This window comes from Actinomadura sp. CNU-125 (assembly GCF_001942465.1).
Lineage (GTDB): Bacteria > Actinomycetota > Actinomycetes > Streptosporangiales > Streptosporangiaceae > Spirillospora.
On record NZ_MKJY01000010.1, the window covers coordinates 1 to 17,148 of the forward strand.

General features: G+C 71.7%; 21 protein-coding genes and 1 pseudogene. 9 read left to right on the top strand and 13 right to left on the bottom strand.

The genetic code is table 11. The features are described from left to right. The 4 genes from BJF79_RS01350 to BJF79_RS57975 form a co-directional block, all read left to right on the top strand. On the top strand, positions 1-1,445 hold a 1,445-nt coding region (locus tag BJF79_RS01350; RefSeq protein WP_316043250.1), incomplete at its 5' end, for a hypothetical protein. An 11-nt stretch (positions 1,446-1,456) separates the two neighbouring features. Beyond that, positions 1,457-1,603, top strand: a complete 147-nt coding sequence (locus BJF79_RS57970; RefSeq protein WP_262401371.1) for a hypothetical protein — start codon at positions 1,457-1,459, stop codon at positions 1,601-1,603. Beyond that, complete coding sequence (locus BJF79_RS01355) at positions 1,579-2,337, top strand: transporter substrate-binding domain-containing protein (RefSeq protein WP_075894631.1); 759 nt, start codon at positions 1,579-1,581, stop codon at positions 2,335-2,337. Before BJF79_RS57970 ends, BJF79_RS01355 begins: the two co-directional genes overlap by 25 nt. Positions 2,338-2,496: 159 nt before the next feature. Continuing rightward, positions 2,497-3,291, top strand: coding sequence for a hypothetical protein (locus BJF79_RS57975; RefSeq protein ID WP_143219635.1), 795 nt, complete (start codon positions 2,497-2,499; stop codon positions 3,289-3,291). A 146-nt stretch (positions 3,292-3,437) separates the two neighbouring features. Here the strand turns inward: BJF79_RS57975 and BJF79_RS57980 are convergent, their stop codons facing one another. Then, on the bottom strand, positions 3,438-3,611 hold the full coding sequence (locus BJF79_RS57980) for a hypothetical protein (protein ID WP_158079057.1): 174 nt from the start codon (positions 3,609-3,611) through the stop codon (positions 3,438-3,440). Here BJF79_RS57980 and BJF79_RS57985 point away from each other — a divergent pair. Next, on the top strand, positions 3,610-3,780 hold the full coding sequence (locus tag BJF79_RS57985) for a hypothetical protein (RefSeq protein ID WP_158079058.1): 171 nt from the start codon (positions 3,610-3,612) through the stop codon (positions 3,778-3,780). The genes BJF79_RS57980 and BJF79_RS57985 overlap by 2 nt on opposite strands. Here BJF79_RS57985 and BJF79_RS01365 read toward each other — a convergent pair. Continuing rightward, positions 3,755-4,513 (bottom strand): hypothetical protein, encoded by a 759-nt coding sequence (locus tag BJF79_RS01365; RefSeq protein WP_262401372.1) that lies wholly within the window; start codon positions 4,511-4,513, stop codon positions 3,755-3,757. The two genes, BJF79_RS57985 and BJF79_RS01365, sit on opposite strands and share 26 nt — an antisense overlap. A 124-nt stretch (positions 4,514-4,637) precedes the next feature. On the opposite strand from BJF79_RS01365, the gene BJF79_RS01370 reads away from it, so the two are divergent. Beyond that, entirely contained in the window at positions 4,638-5,156 is a 519-nt protein-coding gene (locus tag BJF79_RS01370) for a PH domain-containing protein (protein WP_316043251.1), read from the top strand. A 153-nt stretch (positions 5,157-5,309) separates the two neighbouring features. On the opposite strand, the gene BJF79_RS01375 is transcribed toward BJF79_RS01370, so the two are convergent. From BJF79_RS01375 to BJF79_RS01395, 5 genes are read right to left on the bottom strand one after another with little or no spacing between them, the layout of a single operon-like run. Next, positions 5,310-6,719 (bottom strand): NAD(P)/FAD-dependent oxidoreductase, encoded by a 1,410-nt coding sequence (locus tag BJF79_RS01375; protein WP_075894632.1) that lies wholly within the window; start codon positions 6,717-6,719, stop codon positions 5,310-5,312. Positions 6,720-6,733: 14 nt separating this feature from the next. Next, positions 6,734-7,531, bottom strand: a complete 798-nt coding sequence (locus BJF79_RS01380; protein ID WP_075894633.1) for an ABC transporter permease — start codon at positions 7,529-7,531, stop codon at positions 6,734-6,736. Then, on the bottom strand, positions 7,528-8,352 hold the full coding sequence (locus tag BJF79_RS01385; RefSeq protein ID WP_262401373.1) for an ABC transporter permease: 825 nt from the start codon (positions 8,350-8,352) through the stop codon (positions 7,528-7,530). The genes BJF79_RS01380 and BJF79_RS01385 overlap by 4 nt, the downstream gene beginning before the upstream one ends. Positions 8,353-8,381: 29 nt before the next feature. After that, a complete protein-coding gene (locus BJF79_RS01390; RefSeq protein WP_075894635.1) occupies positions 8,382-9,539 on the bottom strand; it encodes a PotD/PotF family extracellular solute-binding protein in 1,158 nt (385 codons plus the stop codon). After that, positions 9,536-10,648: an ABC transporter ATP-binding protein gene (locus tag BJF79_RS01395; RefSeq protein WP_083733078.1), complete on the bottom strand. Its 1,113-nt coding sequence runs from the start codon at positions 10,646-10,648 to the stop codon at positions 9,536-9,538. The genes BJF79_RS01390 and BJF79_RS01395 overlap by 4 nt, the downstream gene beginning before the upstream one ends. 116 nt (positions 10,649-10,764) lie before the next feature. On the opposite strand from BJF79_RS01395, the gene BJF79_RS50350 reads away from it, so the two are divergent. After that, positions 10,765-11,022, top strand: a complete 258-nt coding sequence (locus BJF79_RS50350; RefSeq protein WP_083733079.1) for a DUF1778 domain-containing protein — start codon at positions 10,765-10,767, stop codon at positions 11,020-11,022. Positions 11,023-11,097: 75 nt separating this feature from the next. Here BJF79_RS50350 and BJF79_RS01405 read toward each other — a convergent pair whose 3' ends face one another. Together BJF79_RS01405 and BJF79_RS01410 are read right to left on the bottom strand one after the other, a co-directional pair. Continuing rightward, a complete protein-coding gene (locus tag BJF79_RS01405; RefSeq protein WP_075894637.1) occupies positions 11,098-11,730 on the bottom strand; it encodes a TetR/AcrR family transcriptional regulator in 633 nt (210 codons plus the stop codon). A 734-nt stretch (positions 11,731-12,464) separates the two neighbouring features. Further along, positions 12,465-12,890 carry an HIT family protein gene (locus BJF79_RS01410; protein ID WP_316043252.1) on the bottom strand — a complete coding sequence of 142 codons (426 nt, stop codon included), beginning with the start codon at positions 12,888-12,890 and terminating at the stop codon, positions 12,465-12,467. Here BJF79_RS01410 and BJF79_RS01415 point away from each other — a divergent pair. Both BJF79_RS01415 and BJF79_RS01420 read left to right on the top strand, forming a co-directional pair. Further along, positions 12,889-13,677 carry an ATP-binding cassette domain-containing protein gene (locus BJF79_RS01415; RefSeq protein WP_083733080.1) on the top strand — a complete coding sequence of 263 codons (789 nt, stop codon included), beginning with the start codon at positions 12,889-12,891 and terminating at the stop codon, positions 13,675-13,677. The genes BJF79_RS01410 and BJF79_RS01415 overlap by 2 nt on opposite strands. After that, positions 13,674-14,363, top strand: a complete 690-nt coding sequence (locus tag BJF79_RS01420) for a hypothetical protein (RefSeq protein WP_075894640.1) — start codon at positions 13,674-13,676, stop codon at positions 14,361-14,363. The genes BJF79_RS01415 and BJF79_RS01420 overlap by 4 nt, the downstream gene beginning before the upstream one ends. A gap of 30 nt (positions 14,364-14,393) precedes the next feature. Here BJF79_RS01420 and BJF79_RS01425 read toward each other — a convergent pair whose 3' ends face one another. From BJF79_RS01425 to rlmN, 4 genes and pseudogenes are all read right to left on the bottom strand, one after another. Beyond that, positions 14,394-14,873 carry a DUF1963 domain-containing protein gene (locus BJF79_RS01425; protein ID WP_075894641.1) on the bottom strand — a complete coding sequence of 160 codons (480 nt, stop codon included), beginning with the start codon at positions 14,871-14,873 and terminating at the stop codon, positions 14,394-14,396. Positions 14,874-14,913: 40 nt separating this feature from the next. Further along, positions 14,914-15,222 (bottom strand): annotated as a pseudogene (locus BJF79_RS66370) (DUF1963 domain-containing protein); the annotation flags it as partial. Positions 15,223-15,287: 65 nt separating this feature from the next. Continuing rightward, on the bottom strand, positions 15,288-15,800 hold the full coding sequence (locus BJF79_RS01435) for a DivIVA domain-containing protein (RefSeq protein WP_075894642.1): 513 nt from the start codon (positions 15,798-15,800) through the stop codon (positions 15,288-15,290). Positions 15,801-15,856: 56 nt separating this feature from the next. After that, the gene (rlmN, locus tag BJF79_RS01440) at positions 15,857-17,023 is read right to left on the bottom strand and encodes a 23S rRNA (adenine(2503)-C(2))-methyltransferase RlmN (protein WP_075894643.1); all 1,167 of its coding nucleotides are present in this window, start codon (positions 17,021-17,023) and stop codon (positions 15,857-15,859) included. Between the last annotated feature and the right edge of the window lie 125 nt (positions 17,024-17,148).

The following is a 17,148-nucleotide window of genomic DNA, read 5'->3' on the forward strand; positions in this document are numbered from 1 at the left end:
CCGCGCGCCGCCTGCTGTCGGCGCCCGGCCCGGCCCCGGCCGGGCTGCGCAGGCTGGCGCCGCGCACCGCCGCGTCCCGCATCCGCGGCCTGTCCGCGCTGGTCGTCGTCGTGCTGCTCGCGCTGCTCGCGGTCACCTCGGCGACGATCGCGCAGGCCCGCGAGGGGATGCGGGTGATCGGGCACGACGCGGGCCGACAGGTCGTCGCGACCGGCGACCTGTACTCCCAGCTCACCGACATGGACGCGCAGCTGGCGAACGCGCTGCTCGCCGGCGACTCCGAGCCCGCGGCGCGGGCCGAGGCGCTGCGGCTGTACGAACTGAACCGGCAGCGGGCCGGGGAGGCGCTGATCGAAGCCGCCAAGCTCGCCGACGAGCCCACCGAGGAGGACACCGCCCGGGCGCTGCTCGACGCGCTCGCCCGCTACGAGGGGCTGGCCCGGCAGGCGCTGCAACTGGAGCGGCAGACCCAGCACCGGGCCGGGCCGCCGCCGGAGGGGGTCCAGGAGCTCTACCAGCAGGCGACCGACCTGATGAAGCTGGACCTGCTGCCGAAGGCGTACAACCTCACGCTCGACAACGGCGCGCTCGTCCGCGGCACCTACGAGGAGCAGCGGTCGGCGGTGCTCACCGGCCTCGTCTGGGTGATCGTGGTGGGCGCCCTGCTGCTGGTGACGCTGGTCGTCCTCCAGGTGTACCTGGCCGTGCGCTTCCGGCGGCTGCTGAACGTCGGCCTGGCCCTGGCGACGGTCGGAGCGCTCGCCCTGATGACGGCGAGCGGCCTCATGCTGTGGGGGCAGGCGCAGACCCTGCGCAACGCCAAGGAGAACGGGTTCGACTCGATGCTCGCCTTGTCTCGCACACGCGCCATCAGCAACAACGCCGCCGCAGACCAGACCCGGTACTTGCTCGTAGGTACCGACCTCGCACGGAGCGACACCTACGAGCAGGTCTATCTGAACAAGTCGCAGTCGATCCTGTACGCCGAAGCCGGAAGCCTCGCCGAATACAACTCGGCCTTGAAGAACGTGGACTACGACCCGAGGGGCGGCAATGAGTTCCGCGGGTTCCTCGGCACCGAGGCCGACCGGCCGGTCGAGGACGCGGCGACGCGCGCGGAGATCGCCGGCATCTTCCAGACCGTGATCAAGGAGTACCAGCGGTTCCAGCAGCGGGACCACGAGATGCGGCAGCTGGTGGACAGCGGTCAGCGGGCGCGGGCGGTCGCCGAGCGCGGTGCGCTGACCGAGCAGTTCCGCCGGTACGACCGGGGCCTGCAGGAGCTCGAAGAGATCCGCCAGGAAGTGTTCGACGAGGCCATCGCGGCCGGTGACGACGGCACGCGCGGCTGGTACGGCGTGCTGCCGATCGCGGGCGTCGTCATCGTCGTGTTCCTGCTCGCCGGGGTCTGGCCCCGCCTGTCGGAGTACCGGTGGTCGAAGTGAGAGGACGGACGATGCGGCGCTTCGCGATCGGGCGGGTGCGGCGCGCGGGCGCGGCGCTCGGCGGTGCGGCCGTGCTCCTGGCCGGCGCCGCCGCCTGCGGCGTCGCGCCGCCGAGGCGGAGTCGGTCGCCACCATGGAGAAGCTGGTCATCGGCGTGAACACCGACCAACCGGGCCTCGGCGAGAAGATCTCCGAGACCGGGAAGTCCTATGACGCGTACGCCGGATTCGACATCCGCGTCGCCAAGGAGATCGCCCGCAACCTGGGCGTCAACGCCGCGAACGTGTCGTTCGAACCGGTGACCTCCAGCAACCGTGAGGAGCTCCTGGAAAAAGGGAAGGTCGACCTGATCGTCGCGAGCTACTCGATCACGCCCGATCGCAAGCGCGACGGGGTGCTTTTCGGTGGCCCCTACTACGTCGCGCACCAGGACGTCATGGTCCGCCAGAGCGACGCCGCCACGATCGAGAGCATCCATGATCTGGCGGGCAAGAAGGTCTGCAAGGTCGAGGGGTCGCTGTCGTTCGAGCGCATCAAGGAAGAGCAGGGGATCCTCGCCGAACCGGTCAACGCCGCCGGCTACGGCAAGTGCCTGGAGAAACTGATCGCGGGGCAACTGCACGCGGTTTCCACCGACGACCTGATCCTGGCGGGGCTGGCGCGGCGGGCGGCCGAGCAAGGCCACTTCATGGAGGTCGTCGGCGCCCCCATCTCGGACGAGCGCTACGGCGTCGGCCTCCGGGCCGGCGACGTGGACGGATGCGAGGCCGTCAACGAGGCGATCACGAAGATGTACCAGGACGACACGATCCCGGTTCACCTGCACCGATGGTTCGACGACTCCGGTCTCGAACCGGTGGAGACCGTCCCGCAGTTCGAGGGCTGCGAATGACCCGGCCGGAACCGGATTCCGCAGCGTTTCCAAGGCGGATGAGTCCCTCGGGTCAGTGAGATCAGTCGGTTACGTAAGTTCCGGTCGGCGCGCATGATCGTAAGTTATGGTCGCGATCAATATCCGGTCCGGTAAGCGCCGCCCCGTTCGAGGAGTGCCATGACGACGGTCGTCCTGATCGTGATGTGCGTCGTGGTCGGGGCCCTGGAACTCTACGCGGGCAAGCAGAGCCGGGATCAGGCGCGCGCGTTCACCCGCCGCGTCGACGAGCTGAACGAGCAGGTCACCAAGCAGAACAACGTGCTGGTGACGGTCGGCGAGCAGCTCACCGCCGAACTCGGCCGGGTGAAGCGGGACGTGCTGCCCACCCTCGACGACCGCGTCCGCCGCACCACCGGCCGCGTCGAGGAACTCGCGGACCTCGTGCACCGCGCGGACGAGTTCGTCCGGACCCAGGCGGGGCGGCTGCGCGACCTGGAGCAGCAGCGCGTCACGCTCGCCGCGCTGCGCCGCAAGCTGGCGGAGGTCGAGACGTCGGTGCGCGACGTCGTCGGGTCCGGCGGCGGCGACGCGTCCGCCGACGTGCGCGAGCAGGTCGACACCGCGCTGGAGCGGCTCGCCGACCTCGAACGCGGCGGCGCGGAGATCCTGGAGCTGCAGCGCACCCTCACCCGCACGCTCGAAGAGGTCGAGGACATCGTCGCCGAGCTGCTGCAGTTCACCGAGGGGACGCTCGACGACGCCGTCACGGCCGAGCTGACCGGCGGCGGCCCCCGCGCCCTGCCCGCCGGTTCCGGCGCGCCCCGGGCGGCCCGCCGACCGGCCTGCCGGGCGGTGCCGGGGCGACCCGCGCGACGCCGCCGTCGCCGCCGGGACGGCTGTGGACCCGCGACGACCAGCTCGAAGACATCCTCACCGACGTCTACGAGCGGTGCGTCCGCGCCAACCGGCTGAGCGTCCGGTTCCGCACGGCGGAGGGCGCGGACGGTCTCGAACCCGGCTCGCCCGAACGCCGCCGCTACTTCCTCGGCGGGCAGCTCCCCGACGACCTCGCGGGCGCCTTCAGCGCGCTGCTCATCGCCACCCGGCGCCGACCTGCCCTACGGCGGGCTCGCCGGGAACGGCGGCGCGCGGCGCGGCCTCGCCCGGGTCGAGCCGGGCGTCCCGGCGGGCGTCGAACCGGCGCGCCCGCCCGAGGACGAGTCGGCGCTGAAGTCGCTGCTGCGCACGCTCGCCGAATGCTCCGGCGCGGTCGCGCAGATCGGGCCGCTCATGGCCGTCCGCACCCGCGACGAGCTGGTGTGCGCGGTGCTGAGCGCCGGGCAGTCGCTGGAGCTGGAGAACGACGAGGTGTTCTGGGACCCGGCCGCGGCGGCCGTCCGGCTGCGCCGGCTGCCGTCGCACCAGCTGTGGGACCTCACCGCGTGGGCCGCGGCCCCCTAGGCAGCGCATGCGCCGCGACGCCGTAGGCCCGGACCGTCCGCTCCGCCGGATCCCCCATCCGCACGTAGAGGGGGCAGCGGACGTCCCGCGTCACCGGATCGACCTCCGCGCACAGCCCGACGCCCGCGGCCCGGTCGAGGAACACCACGTTCTCGACCGCGCGCGCGCCGCGCACCGCGTACGGCACCGAGTCGGCGTCCCCGGTGTCGAAGAGCTCCTCGAAGGTGAGCCGCCGCGCGAACCGCAGCAGGACGGCCGCGTCCACGACACGGCTCCCGATCGCCGCCGACGGTCCCGCCACCACGATGCCGAAGCTCGGGTTCTCCCGCCCGCGCACGTAGATCTCCCGGTCGGGTTCCAGGCCGCGCCGCCGGTCGGGGACCTGGAGGCCGAACCCCGCGTCGCCGTCCAGGAACGCGGGCGGGCCGAAGCCGTCGCCCGCCCGGCCCGGGACGCGCGCCGCCCCCTCCGGGCGCTCCCAGCCCGGCAGGTACACGCCGAGACCGCGCAGCAGGAGCCGCCAGACGGGCCGCACCGTGACGTCGGGCGTGAAGTCGACGTCCGGGGTGAAATCCACGCGCGTGTCCGCCACCGGGTCCGGGCCCGGGTCACGGCCCGGGTGCGCGCGCGCGCCGACGGCCGTCCCGCCGTCCGCACCGCCCGCTCCGCCTCCTCCGGCCCTCGCACCGCCGTCCGTCCCTCCGACCGTCCCGCCGCCCATGCCGACCATCATCAGCCGCCGATCCGCCGCGCACAACCGGGACGCGAACGTCCGGCGCCGACACCCCAGCGGCCCTGCACCGGCGGCGGACGGTCGGCTACCTTTGAAACATCCGGATCATGACGAGGACGCCGCCGTGAATCTGCAGGACATGATGGTGTACCGCGACAACTCGACGCGGACCTTCGACCGCTACCTCATGGACCGCGAAGGTCGCGTCATCGCCGTACGCCGCCACCCCGCCGTGCTGCTGACCGCCGTCACGGCCGCCGTCGCCGGACTGATCGTCTGCGGCGTCTCGTCCGCCTTCACCGGGCTGCTCCTGATCTGGTGGCTGTGGCTGCTCCCCCTCGGCTACCTGCTGTGGAAGGTAGTCCACTGGTCCCTGGAATTCTTCGTCGTGACCGAGCACCGCGTCATGCTGGTGAGCGGGGTGCTGAACCGGACGGTGGCAATGGTTCCGCTCTCGAAGGTCACCGACATCAACCTGCACCGCTCGCTCGTGGGCCAGATGCTCGGGTACGGGGAGTACGTCATGGAGTCGGCGGGGCAGAAGCAGGCGCTGCGCAAGGTCGGCTTCATGCCGTATCCGGAACAGCTCTACCTGGAGGTGTCGTCGGTCATCTTCGGCACCATCGACGAATCCCCGGACTGAACCGGCCCCCGCGAACCTGTCCAGGCACGAGCCTCTCCCCGCACGAACCTGTCCGCGTACGCCCCCCGTCCTCACATGGGCTGTCCCGCACGAGTTGTTGGAGCGGCCACCCGGACGCGGCGGCGCCGGCGTGACAAGGCACGGCGCGGCCCGTCAGCTGCCGAATCCGGCGCCGATGCGGTCGAGGGCGCGCAGCCACGGCCCGCGGCGCCCGCCGTCCCGGTCGGCGCGCGCCAGCGCCCGGCGCGTCAGCTCGATCGCCCCGTACCGCAGCGGCTCCGGCGGGAACGGGACGGGCTTGTCCCGCACCATCGCCAGGCGCGTCCGCTCGGTCTCCTCACCCGGGCCGAGCCCGACGTGCAGGAGGTCGAGCATGACGTCCGCGCCGAACCGGGTGGCGCCGACCCCCAGCCCGGTGTAGCCCGCAGCGTAGGCGAGCCTGGCGTCATGGGCGGTGCCGAAGAACGCGCAGAAACGGGTGCAGGTGTCGACGACGCCGCCCCACGCGTGGGCGAACCGGACGCCGTCCAACTGCGGGAACGTCGCGAAGAAGTTCCGCGCGAGGGACGCGAACGCGGCGGGGCGGTGTTCGAGTGCGGCGCCGATCCGGCCGCCGAAGTGGTACACCGCGTCGTAGCCGCCCCACACGACGCGTCCGTCCGAGGTCAGCCGGTAGTAGTGGTACCGGTTGCCGCTGTCGCCCACCCCCTGCCGGCGCCGCCACCCGACGGCGTCGCGCTGCGCGCGCGTCAGCGGCTCGGTGACGAGCGCGTACTCGTACACGGGGACGACGAAGCCGCGCATCCGGCGCAGCAGCGGCGGGAACGCGCCCGTCGCCAGCGCGACCCGGTGCGCCCCGAGCGCCCCGTGCCGGCCGGCCAGCCGCAGCCGCCCGCCGTCCGGGCGCAGGCCCGTCACGCGGGTGTTCTCGAAGATCCGCACGCCCAGCGAGCGGCACGCGTCCGCCAGTCCCCACGCGAGCTTGGCGGGATGCAGCAGCGCGACGGCGTGCGGGTCCCACAGCCCGGCCAGGTACGTCGGGGAGTCCACCTCGGCGCGGACGCCGTCGCGGCCCAGCAGCATCGGCTCCCAGCCGAGTTCGAAGGCGTGCTCCGCCTCCTCCTCCAGCAGCGGGACCTGCCACTCCCGCGTCGCCACCGTCAGCTCGCCGACCGCGTCCCATTCGGCGTCGACGCCGTACCGGGCGAGCGTGGCGGCGATGGCCCGCAGGTTCTCCCAGCCGAGCCGTTCCAGCGTGTGCATGTCGTCCGGCCAGCGCTCGACGCCGTTGAGCAGGCCGTGCGTGAGGCTCGCCGAGCAGAACCCGCCGTTGCGCCCGGACGCGGCCGAACCGATCCGGCCCGCCTCCAGCACGACGACGTCCAGGGACGGGTCGCGCTCCTTCGCGCGCAGCGCCGTCCAGAGGCCGCCGTAGCCGCCGCCGACGATCGCCAGGTCGCACGCCCCGCGGCCGGTCAGCGGCGGCCCGGGGTCCGGACGGGCGGCGGCGGCCGTCCAGAACGGGGTGGGCTCCGCGTCCGCCAGCGCCCTCGACACGTCCACGTCCGTCCGTCTCCTCACGTCTGCGCCCGGGCCCGGCGGAACGTCCGCCGGGCCGACCCGATCGCGATCAGCGCCCCGACGGCGAAGATCAGTGTTCCCATCACGTTGACCTGCGGCGGCGTGCCCGTCCGCGTCGACCCGTAGACCCACAGCGGGAACGTCACGGTCGCGCCGCCGGTGAAGCTCGTGACCACGAAGTCGTCGACCGACAGGACGAACGCCAGCAGCGCGCCCGCCGCCACCCCCGGCCGGATCATCGGCAGCGTGACCAGCCGGAACCGTGTCCACGGCCCGGCGCCCAGATCGCGCGCGGCCTCCCCCACCGCCGGGTCGAGCCCGACCGCGCGGGCGCGGACCGTCACGGTCACGAACGCGACCGAGAACATCACGTGCGCGGCCAGGATCGTCAGCGGGCCGCGCGGCACCCCGAACGTGACGAACATCGACAGCAGCGACGCCCCCATCACGAGTTCCGGGCAGGCGATCGCCATGAACAGCAGCAGGTCCGCCGCGCGCCGCCCCCGGAACCGGTACCGGGCGAGCGCGAGGCCCGCGCACGTCCCGAGGACGGTCGTGACGGCGGTGCTCGCCAGCGCGATCGTCAGCGACGTGACCAGTGCCCGCGTGAGGTCGCTCCGGTCGAACAGGTGCGCGTACCACTTGAGGGTGAAGCCCTCCCAGCGGACGTTCTGCTTGCCGTGGACATCGTTGAACCCGAAAAGGATCATGACCGCGATCGGCAGCAGCAGCCAGCCGATCAGCAGCAGCGTGTAGACGTGCAGCGCGCCGGGACGGCGGCGGAGGGGGGTCACCGGGGCGCCTCCAGGACGTTGCGGGTCCCGAGCGTGCGCGCGTACACGAAGATCGCGACGAGCAGGATCGCCGTCAGCGTGAACGACAGCGCCGACGCCACCGGGTACGCGCCGCTCTCGAAGTACTCGGCCCGGATCACGTTGCCGATCATGGTGTCTCCCGGGCCGCCCAGCACCTCGGCGTTCACGAAGTCGGCCGACGCGGGGACGAACGTCATGATCGCCCCCGCGAACACGCCGGGCAGCGAGAGCGGCAGCACCACCCGTCCGAACGCCTGCGCCCGCCCCGCGTACAGGTCGCGCGCCGCCTCGACCGTCCGGGGGTCGATCCGCTGCAGCGCCACGTAGATCGGCAGGACCATGAACGGCAGGAAGTTGTACGCCAGCCCCGAAACCACCGCGAACCCGGTGTCGAGGACGTGGAAGCCCGCCGGAAGCAGCCCGTGGCCGCGCAGCGGGCCGAGGAGCGGGCCGCTGTCGGACAGCACGTGCCGCCACGCCACCGTCCGGAGGACGAACGACACGAAATACGGCAGCAGGATCAGGAGCAGGTATGTCGCCTTCCGGCGGCCCGCACGGAAAGCGATCCAATACGCCGCCGGATAACCGAGAATGACGCACGCCACCGTCGCCAGGAGGCCGTACCACAACGAGCGGGCGAACGTTCCGCCGTACGTGTCCAGCCCTTCGGTGTAATTCTGCCAGTGCAGAGTCTGCTGGAATCCGTCGACGAGATTTCCCGTCTGCAAGGACAGCGACACCATGAACGACAACGGAATGAGGAGGAACGCCAGCAGCCACAGCCCCGCGGGCAAAACCATTGCGTACGGCGCGAAGCGGCCACGGCCCATCACGCGCCCCTGACGACTGCCTGGAACATCTTCTGATAGACGGCGGCCTCCTCCTGCGATAGCCGCCGGTAATGGCGCAGGCGCGCCAAGTCGCTCTCCGAGGGGAACACCAGCGGGCTCTCGTTCAGCCGGGTCAGGTCGTCCTTCTCCTCGCCCGTGGCCCGCGCCGCGTCCCGCGCGACGATGTCCCGGACCCCCGGCACCGGCGTGATGTAGTTGACGAACTCGGTCAGCGGCGCGTTGTTCTCGGGTACGTACAGCCAGTCCATGAGAGCGAGCGCGTCGACCGGGTTCTCGGCGGTCACGGGGACGCACAGGTTGTCCGTCCAGATCGTCCCGCCCTCCTCGGGGACGACGAACCGCACGTCCGGGCTCGTCAGGCTGTAGACGTCGCCGGACCACGCCATGGTCAGCCACACGTCGCCCTTGCTGACCGCGTCGACGTAGTTCTGCTCGTAGTACTTGCGGACGATTCCCGAATCCCGCTGCTCCCGCAGTTTCGCGGCCGCCCGCTCCCAGTCCGCCCGGGTCGACTTCTCCGGGTCGATCCCCTGCAGGAGCATCCCGAAGTTGCCCAACTCCTGAGTGTCGCTCATCATGCCGACCCTGCCTTTGTAGCGGGGGTCGAACAATTGGGCGATGCTCGTTATCTCCTCGTCGACATACCGAGTGTTGTAGGCGATTCCTGTGATTCCCGCCTGGTACGGGACCGTGAACTCGTTGCCCGGATCGTAGGAAGGGTCCTTGAATTCCGCGCCCGCATGAGCCGCGAAGTTCTTCAACCTGCCGTGGTCGAGCGGTGCCAGATATCCCAGCCTGCGGCACCTCTCCAGATGGATGCCGTTCGTCATGACCATCAGGTCGAACCCGATCGACTGACCCGCCGCCAGCGGCGCCTGGATCTTGCCGAACCAGGGCCCCATCTCCTGGATGACCTCCCGGTACGTCACCTCGACGCCCGAATCCGCCTCGAACGCCTTGATCGTCGCCCGGTCGTCCTGCATGTAGCCCGGCCAGTTCGCCCAGCGCAGCCGCCCGTTCCTCGACTTGCCCGCCCAGAACTCGCCCTCGTCCACCGACTCCCCGCGGCCCTCGACCCCGCACGCGGCCAGCAGCAACCCCGCCCCCGTCAGCCGCAGAACGTCCCGGCGCCTCACCGTGCACCGCCGATCGCCGCGTCGCGGGCACCCGCATCGGAAGCGCCGATCACGTACGAGTGGCGCGGCTCCCACGACAGCCACACCTCGTCGCCCCGCCCGGCGATCCCGTCCGCCGACATCGCGTTCTGCACGAACACCGACACGTCCGCCCCACCGGACGTCCGGACCCCGTAGCTCGTCGAAGCCCCCTGGTACACGACGTCCGTGACCGTTCCCCGCACCCTGCACAGCCGCTCCGCGGGCTCGTCCGCCCCCAGCCGCACCTTCTCCGGACGGACCGTCACCTCCAGCCGCGTCCCCACCGGCGCGCCCGGCACCTCGATCCGCCCGCCCTCGCCGTGCCCGATCACCGTCCCGCCGGACGCCTCGACGACCTCGCCCGCCAGCACGTTCGACGTCCCGATGAACCCGGCGGCGAACCGCGTCGCGGGCCGCTCGTACACCTCCCGCGGCGACCCCACCTGCTCGACCCGCCCCTCGTTCATGACCGCGATCCGGTCCGACATCGTCAGCGCCTCCCCCTGGTCGTGCGTCACGTACACGAACGTCACGCCGACGTCCCGCTGCAGCCGCTTCAACTCGGCCTGCATCGCCTGCCGGAGCCGCAGGTCGAGCGCCCCCAGCGGCTCGTCCAGCAGCAGCGCCCGCGGCCGGTTCACCAGCGCCCGCGCCAGCGCGACCCGCTGCTGCTGCCCGCCCGACAACGCTCCCGGGCGGCGGCGCCCCCGCCCCGCCAGATCGACCATCTCGAGCATCTCCCCCACCCGCGTCCGGACCTCCGCCTTCCCCGCGCCCCGCCGCCGCAGCCCGAACGCCACGTTGTCGAAGACGCTCATGTGCGGGAACAGCGCGTACGACTGGAACACCATGTTGACGTCGCGCCGCTCCGCCGGGATCCCGTTGACGCCGCGCCCGTCCAACCGCACCTCGCCCGCCGACGGTTCCTCGAAGCCGGCGACCAGCCGCAGCACCGTCGTCTTCCCGCAGCCCGACGGGCCCAGCAACGAGAAGAACTCGCCCGGTGCGACGGCCAGGTCGAGTCCCCGTACCGCGACCGTCCGCCCGTACGACTTCTCCACCCCGGCGAGCTCGATGGCCGAAACCACACGATCAACCTCCTTCGGACGAACAATCCGCCGTGGGCGATTCTCGTCCCTATAGGGGATGTCCGGACAACGCCCCCGGGCGTACGTTGAAGTGCCGAAGAGGAAGGAGGCCGTCCATGCAGCCGTCGGTTCACCACGACCACCCCTGCGCCCACGACGACCACATCCACCTCCACACGTCCACGGAACAGCACCGCGCCATCCGCAGAGCCGCGGCTCTCATCGGCTGGACGGTCCCCGAGTACGTCCTCTCGGCGGCCCTGGACCGCGCCGAACGGGACCTGTACGAGCACGCGGCCCTTCACGACGCCCCCGACGAAGCGGCCGCCCTGTCCCCCGACCCGTACGTGGCCATCGCCCAAGCCCTCGGCTGACCCCGCGTCTCACTCGTCGGCTCCTCGCCACCGGCGGGGAGCCGGTCGACGTCATACCGCCGGACGGGCGCCGGCTCAGCCGAATCGGGCCGCCAGGCCACGCTCCAGCAGGTCGAACGCGGCCTCGGCGCGGGCGACCGCCTCGGGACGGACGTCGTCGGCGCTGCGTCCGGCGCGCATGTCGCGGACGTTGCGGTCCCCCAGGACCCGCTGAGTGCCGAAGATCTGCGCCGCGGCGACCATCGGCGCGATGTCGTCGCCGGGAACGGTCTCGGCCAGCGCCTCCGCGAGCGCGGACTCGGCGCGCAGCATGTAGGCGGTCAACCTCGTGATCAGCGCCGGGGTCGAGTACAGCAGGTTATGGAAGACCAGCACCTGCGGGGTGTCGTTCAGGCCGGTGACGGGGTCGTGCCGGTCGAGCCCGTCGAGGAAGTTGCGGCGCAGCGCGGTGAGCGGCGGCACCCCGGACGCCCGTCCCCGCACCACCCGCGCCGGTTCATCCTCGTGATCGATGAAGCGGTGCAGCACCAGGTCCTCTTTGGACGGGAAGTACGCGAAAAGAGTCGGCTTGGACACCTCCGCGGCGGCCGCGATGTCGGCGACCGTCACACCGTCGAACCCCGACTCCTGGAACAGCGTGATCGCGGCCTCCGAAATCGCCGCGCGGACACGCTGCTTCTTGCGTTCCCTCAACCCGGGCTCGGCCATACCTCCACCGTAACGCCCCCCATTACCGGGCCAAAAATCTGCCCCAGCCAGAATCTTGACCAAGTCAACCACTGCGAGCAGCCCAGCACGCCTCCACAACCAGGCAACCGCCCGCACCCCGCTGCGCGCCGACCGCCACCCGACCGCGCGCACAGGAGCGCACCCACAGCCACACGACCGGGAGCACGCCGGAACGCCCCCACATCCACGCGACCGCAGACGCACCAATACACACCTACCGCCCAGGCAGCCACCCGCACGACCAATACGACAGCCACAGCCACGGGACCGCGCCCGCCGGTGCACGCCTACCGGTTAGGCGGCCACCAGACGCACCAGAGCACCCCCATAGCCACTCGACCGCAGACGCACCAATGCACACCTATGCGCAGGCACAGCCACCCGCACGCCAGTACACAGCCACACGACCGCGCCCGCCGGTGCACGCCTACAGTTAGGCGGCCGCGAGCGGGCCGGAGCACGCCTGCGGGCAGGCGTTGCGGGGGCGCTCGACGAAGCCGGGCTGGTGGAGCTGCGGCCGATGCGGCGGCCACACCCGTAACGCAGGAACGAAACGGAAGACGGCCGAGCCCAGACCCGTGCCGAGCAGGCGCACCTGAGCACGTTCCCGTGAGGCTCGGCAGACTCCGGCCTCGGTGAGGCGTGCCGTTGCCCGATCGGGGGCCGATTCGGTGACGGCACACGCCGTTGACCGGTCGCCCCACTCGCCTAGATCAGTCGAGGGCGTTCGCCAGGCGCGCGGCGTAGTCGGCGGCTTCTGCGTCGGAGTCGTACTTCTGGCGAGGCCAGAAGAACCCGCGGAGTCCGTCCTTGCGGTTGCGCGGGACGACATGGACGTGCAGGTGCGGGACGCTCTGGCTGATCCGGTTGTTCATGGCCACGAAGGAGCCCGCTGCCCCGAGGGTCGGTTCCATCGCGGTGGCGAGCCGCTGCGCGTGGGAGAAGAAGGGGCCGACCAGGTCGGGCGGGAGGTCCGTCAGGGTCTCATGATGCGTGCGCGGAACCAGCAGGGTGTGTCCCTTGAACAACGGCCGTGCGTCGAGGAACGCCATGGCGTCCGGAACGTCGAGGACGATGTGCGCGGGTCGTTCTCCTTTCACGATCTCGCAGAAGACGCAGGTCTCGGCGGTGTTGGCCATGACGGGCATTCTGCCGGACAACCGGCCGTTGACGCGGCCCTTACGGCGCGAACGCTACGCTGCGCGCGTGTTGTTCGAGAACGTGGCCTTCCGGTACCGGAGGCGGGGGCCGTGGGTTCTCCGGGACGTCGACCTTGTTCTCCAACCGGGACGCGTCATGGAGGTCACGGGACGCAATGGTGCGGGGAAGTCGACCTTCCTGCGGCTGGTCGCCGGTCTTCGCCGTCCCGGCACGGGCGTCGTGAGCGGGCGGCCTCGCCGGGTGGGATACGCGCCCGAGCGTTTCCCGGTCGATCAGCCATTCACGGTTCGTTCCTATCTGACGCATATGGCCTCCATCAAAGGTGTCCGGGCGGACGCGGTCGGCGGGTGGGCGGACCGGCTCGAATTCGACCGGCTGCTCGATGTGCGGCTGCCGGAGCTGTCCAAGGGCAGCGCGCAGAAGGTGGGGATAGCCCAGGCCCTTCTGGACGACCCCGGCCTGCTCGTGCTGGACGAGCCGTTCGCCGGGCTGGACGCCGCCACGCGTGCCGCGCTCCCCGGTCTGATCAGCGACCTCGCCGCGGACGGGACCACCATCGTGGTCAGCGACCATCAACGGTGCATCGAGCCGCTGCCCGGCATTGGGCGGCTGCGGGTGGCGGACGGCACCGTCACGGTCGTGGACGAAGGCGTGGCCGCGCCCGCGTCCGCAGTCCTCGAGGTCGTGGTCGCCGAGGACGAACTCGACACCGTGGAGGCCAAGTTGCGTGCGGACGGTTACCGGGTGCGGAGGCCCGCGCGGTGATCGCGATCGTCCGGTTCCAGGCGGCGGCCTACGTCCGGTCGCTGCGCATCCTGCCTCCGCTGATCGTCATCGCACTCGTCGTGGTCCTGGTGCTGCTGCAGGGGCCGAGCGGACCGAAGGCCTCCGATCTCGCGGTGGGGACGTTCGGCGACGTGGCGGCGTTCATGTTCCCCGTATGGGCTTGGGCGGCCCGCGGCCTGCTGGACACGCAACCGGACGAGCAGCGCGCGCTGACGACCTCGGCGGCACGGCATCGTTCGGCTCCGGTCTGGGCGGGGTTGTCCGCCGCGTACCTGGTGAACCTGGGGTTGGGGCTCGTCGCATTGGCGGTTCCTCTCGTTCATGCGGTGTCGCTGGGCTCACCGGGCTCCGCGGTGGCCGCCGGGTGCGCGCTGAACGCGCTCGCGGCCGTCGCCGGAACGCTGCTGGGCGCGTGGACGAGCCGGGCCGTCCTCCCCTCTTCCGGGACGTCGCTGCTGGTGCTCATCGGCGGCGCGGCGGCGTTGGTGCTGTTCGGTCTGGGGCCGCTCTCCCCCCTCTCGGTGCCGATGATCGACTGGCTGCGGGCGGCCCACGACGGCCCGGACACGTTCGCCGCGGACTTCCCCGGCATCGCGCTTCACCTTGCGCTGTGGGCGGGGCTGGTCGGTGCCGCCTACGTCGCCACCGATCGTTTCCGCTCCTGAGCCCGGGCTCCGGCTCGTGCCGGAGGGTGTTCAGGCGGCCTGGACCGTCAGCCATGTCTCCTCCAGAGGTTCGTCGCGGCGGCCGCAGAAGTAGACGCGGCCGGGATCGCCCCAGTACCACCCGAGGCGCCGGTCGGAGTCGAGCTGGAGCAGGAGGCACCAGGCTTCGGCCGCACGCGCCTCCTCCGCGGAGAGCTTCGGGGAGCCGAGGGAGTCGAGGGCTCGTCCCGTGGACGCGTACAGGCAGTCGGGTTCGATCGGGCGCTGCACGAGGGTCGGCCAGCCGCCCAGCTGGTGGTCGGGAAGCCCGCCGGGTCTGACGTGCCGGGACCACACGGCGTGCAGCTGCACGTAGACGGCGAGAAGACCCGGGTAGCGCATCTCGAGGCGGCGGAGGGTCGGCTCCTGCGGGGACGGGAGGGACAGGAACGGCGCGGCGTGCAGGCGGGTCCGGGGGAAGGCCACGGCACCGGGCGGTGGCGAGGCACGTTCGAGTGCGCCGGTGAACACCCGCCAGCCGTCCCGCTGGGCGGCGGTCGTCCCCCCAGGGCCGCGGGGCCTCGCTGGCGTAGTAGAAGGCGGCGGACCCTGCGGCGGGGACGCCCGGAATCTCGCCGGGCGCCGGGAGATCGGCGAAGTCGATGACACCGAGGAAATCCAGAGGACGGCCGTTCCACTCCGGCCACGACTCGCCCGGTGGAAGGAGCGGGGTTCCGCCGAAGTGAACGGGGGTGCCGTCCACCGCGGCGAGCCGGAGGGCGGGACGGGCCAGGGGAAACACGGCGCCGAGCATTTCGGGGCCGAGGAAAAGTTCGAACAGCCGCCGAAGGCGCTGTCGCTGCGTGGTGAAGTCGTCCATGCACACAGCGTCGCGCACGCGCGGTGGGGTCCACCACCCCGCCGTAAAACTGTGGATAACTTTCGTCAGCGACGTTCGAGGGCGTCGGTGAGCTGGGCGAGGAAGGCGTCGACCTCGTGCACGTCGTAGCAGGGACCGAGGCGGATCGTGCGGAAAACGCTGGCGCGCACGTCGGCGGGGGTCACCGGCGGTGCGGTGCCGCGCAGGCCCGCGATAACGCGCTCCAGGAAGCGGTCCACGTCGCGCACGTCGTAGCCCATGCGCAGGCGGCCGCCGGGGAACCGCGCGTTCTCGATCCAGGAGATCAGCCAGCCCGGGTGGACGCGCGGTCGGCCCGCACGGTCTTTGATCGGCCCGGCGGCCTGCAGTTCACGAATGCACTCGCAGACCAGTTCGTCCACCGCCTGGGGATCGTAACCGCGCAGGACGATGTCGAATCGCCGGGTGCGGACGTCGTCGGCGGTCAGCGGCGCGCCGCCGTTCAGGGCCGCGCCGATCTCCTCGAGAAGCCCGTCCACCTGGAACCGGTCGTAGCCCCGCAGGACGATCGGCAGCCGGGTTTTCTTGTTGCCCCGCACGTTGCTCCTCAGCAGATCCCCGCGTCCGGCGGGTGCGGGGAGCACACCGCGGACGCTCAGTCCCTGGTCGAGGCCGCCAACTGCCCGCAGGCCCCGTCGATCTCTCTGCCCCGAGTATCGCGCACCGTGACCGGGACGCCGTGGTGTTCCAGGCGCCGGACGAACTCCCGTTCGTCCTCGGGGCGGGACGCGGTCCACTTCGATCCCGGTGTCGGGTTCAACGGGATCAGATTGACGTGTGCGAGGTGCCCGCGCAAGAGCCTGCCGAGAAGATCCGCACGCCACGCCTGATCGTTGACGTCCTTGATGAGGGCGTACTCGATCGAGACGCGGCGGCCGCTGCGCTCGGCGTACGCCCACGCCGCGTCCAGGACCTCGGCGACCTTCCAGCGGTTGTTGACCGGGACGAGGTCGTCGCGGAGCCCGTCGTCGGGCGCGTGCAGGGACACCGCGAGCCGCACCGACATGTCCTCGGCGGCCAGCTTCTCGATGGCGGGGACCAGTCCGACCGTCGAGACGGTGACCGAGCGCTGCGAGATGCCCAGCCCGGCCGGTGCCGGGTCGGTGATGCGGCGCACGGCCCCGATGACCGCCTTGTAGTTCGCCAGGGGTTCGCCCATGCCCATGAAAACGATGTTGGAGACGCGTCCGGGCCCGCCCGGAACGCGTCCGCGGGCCAGTGCGCGCGCGCCCGCGGCGACCTGCTCGACGATCTCGGCGGTGGACAGGTTCCTGGTGAGCCCCGCCTGGCCGGTGGCGCAGAACGGGCAGTTCATCCCGCACCCGGCCTGAGACGATACGCACATGGTGGCTCTGTCCGGGTACCGCATGAGGACGGACTCGAACAGGACGCCGTCGAACGCCTTCCACACGGTCTTGAGCGTCTTGCCGCCGTCGCAGTCCATCTCGCGGACGGGCGTCAGCAGCGACGGCAGCAGCGCGGCGACGAGACGGTCGCGGGCCGCGGCCGGCAGGTCGGTCATCTCCGCGGGGTCGTCGACCAGGCGGCCGAAGTAGTGCCGCGACAGCTGGTCGGCCCGGAAGGGCTTCTCCCCCAGCTCGGCGACCGCCGCGCGGCGGTCGGCCGGGGCGAGGTCGGCGAGGTGCCGCGGCGGCTTGCCGCGCCGTGGAGCGGCGAAGACCAGCTTCGCCGGGGTCTTCTTGGGCGCGGAGGCGTCCGGCCGCCCGGCGGTTCCGGTGGCGGGCTCGGTGGAGGCAGACATGGTCCTACCAGTGTCGCAAACTCCGGCGTGTGCCTCGTCCGTCCGGGCTCCGCGGGAGGCCGCGCGAGCGAGCGGCCGCAGCGGGCGCCGAACGGCACGACTGCGCGTCATCTCGTGGGCGACTA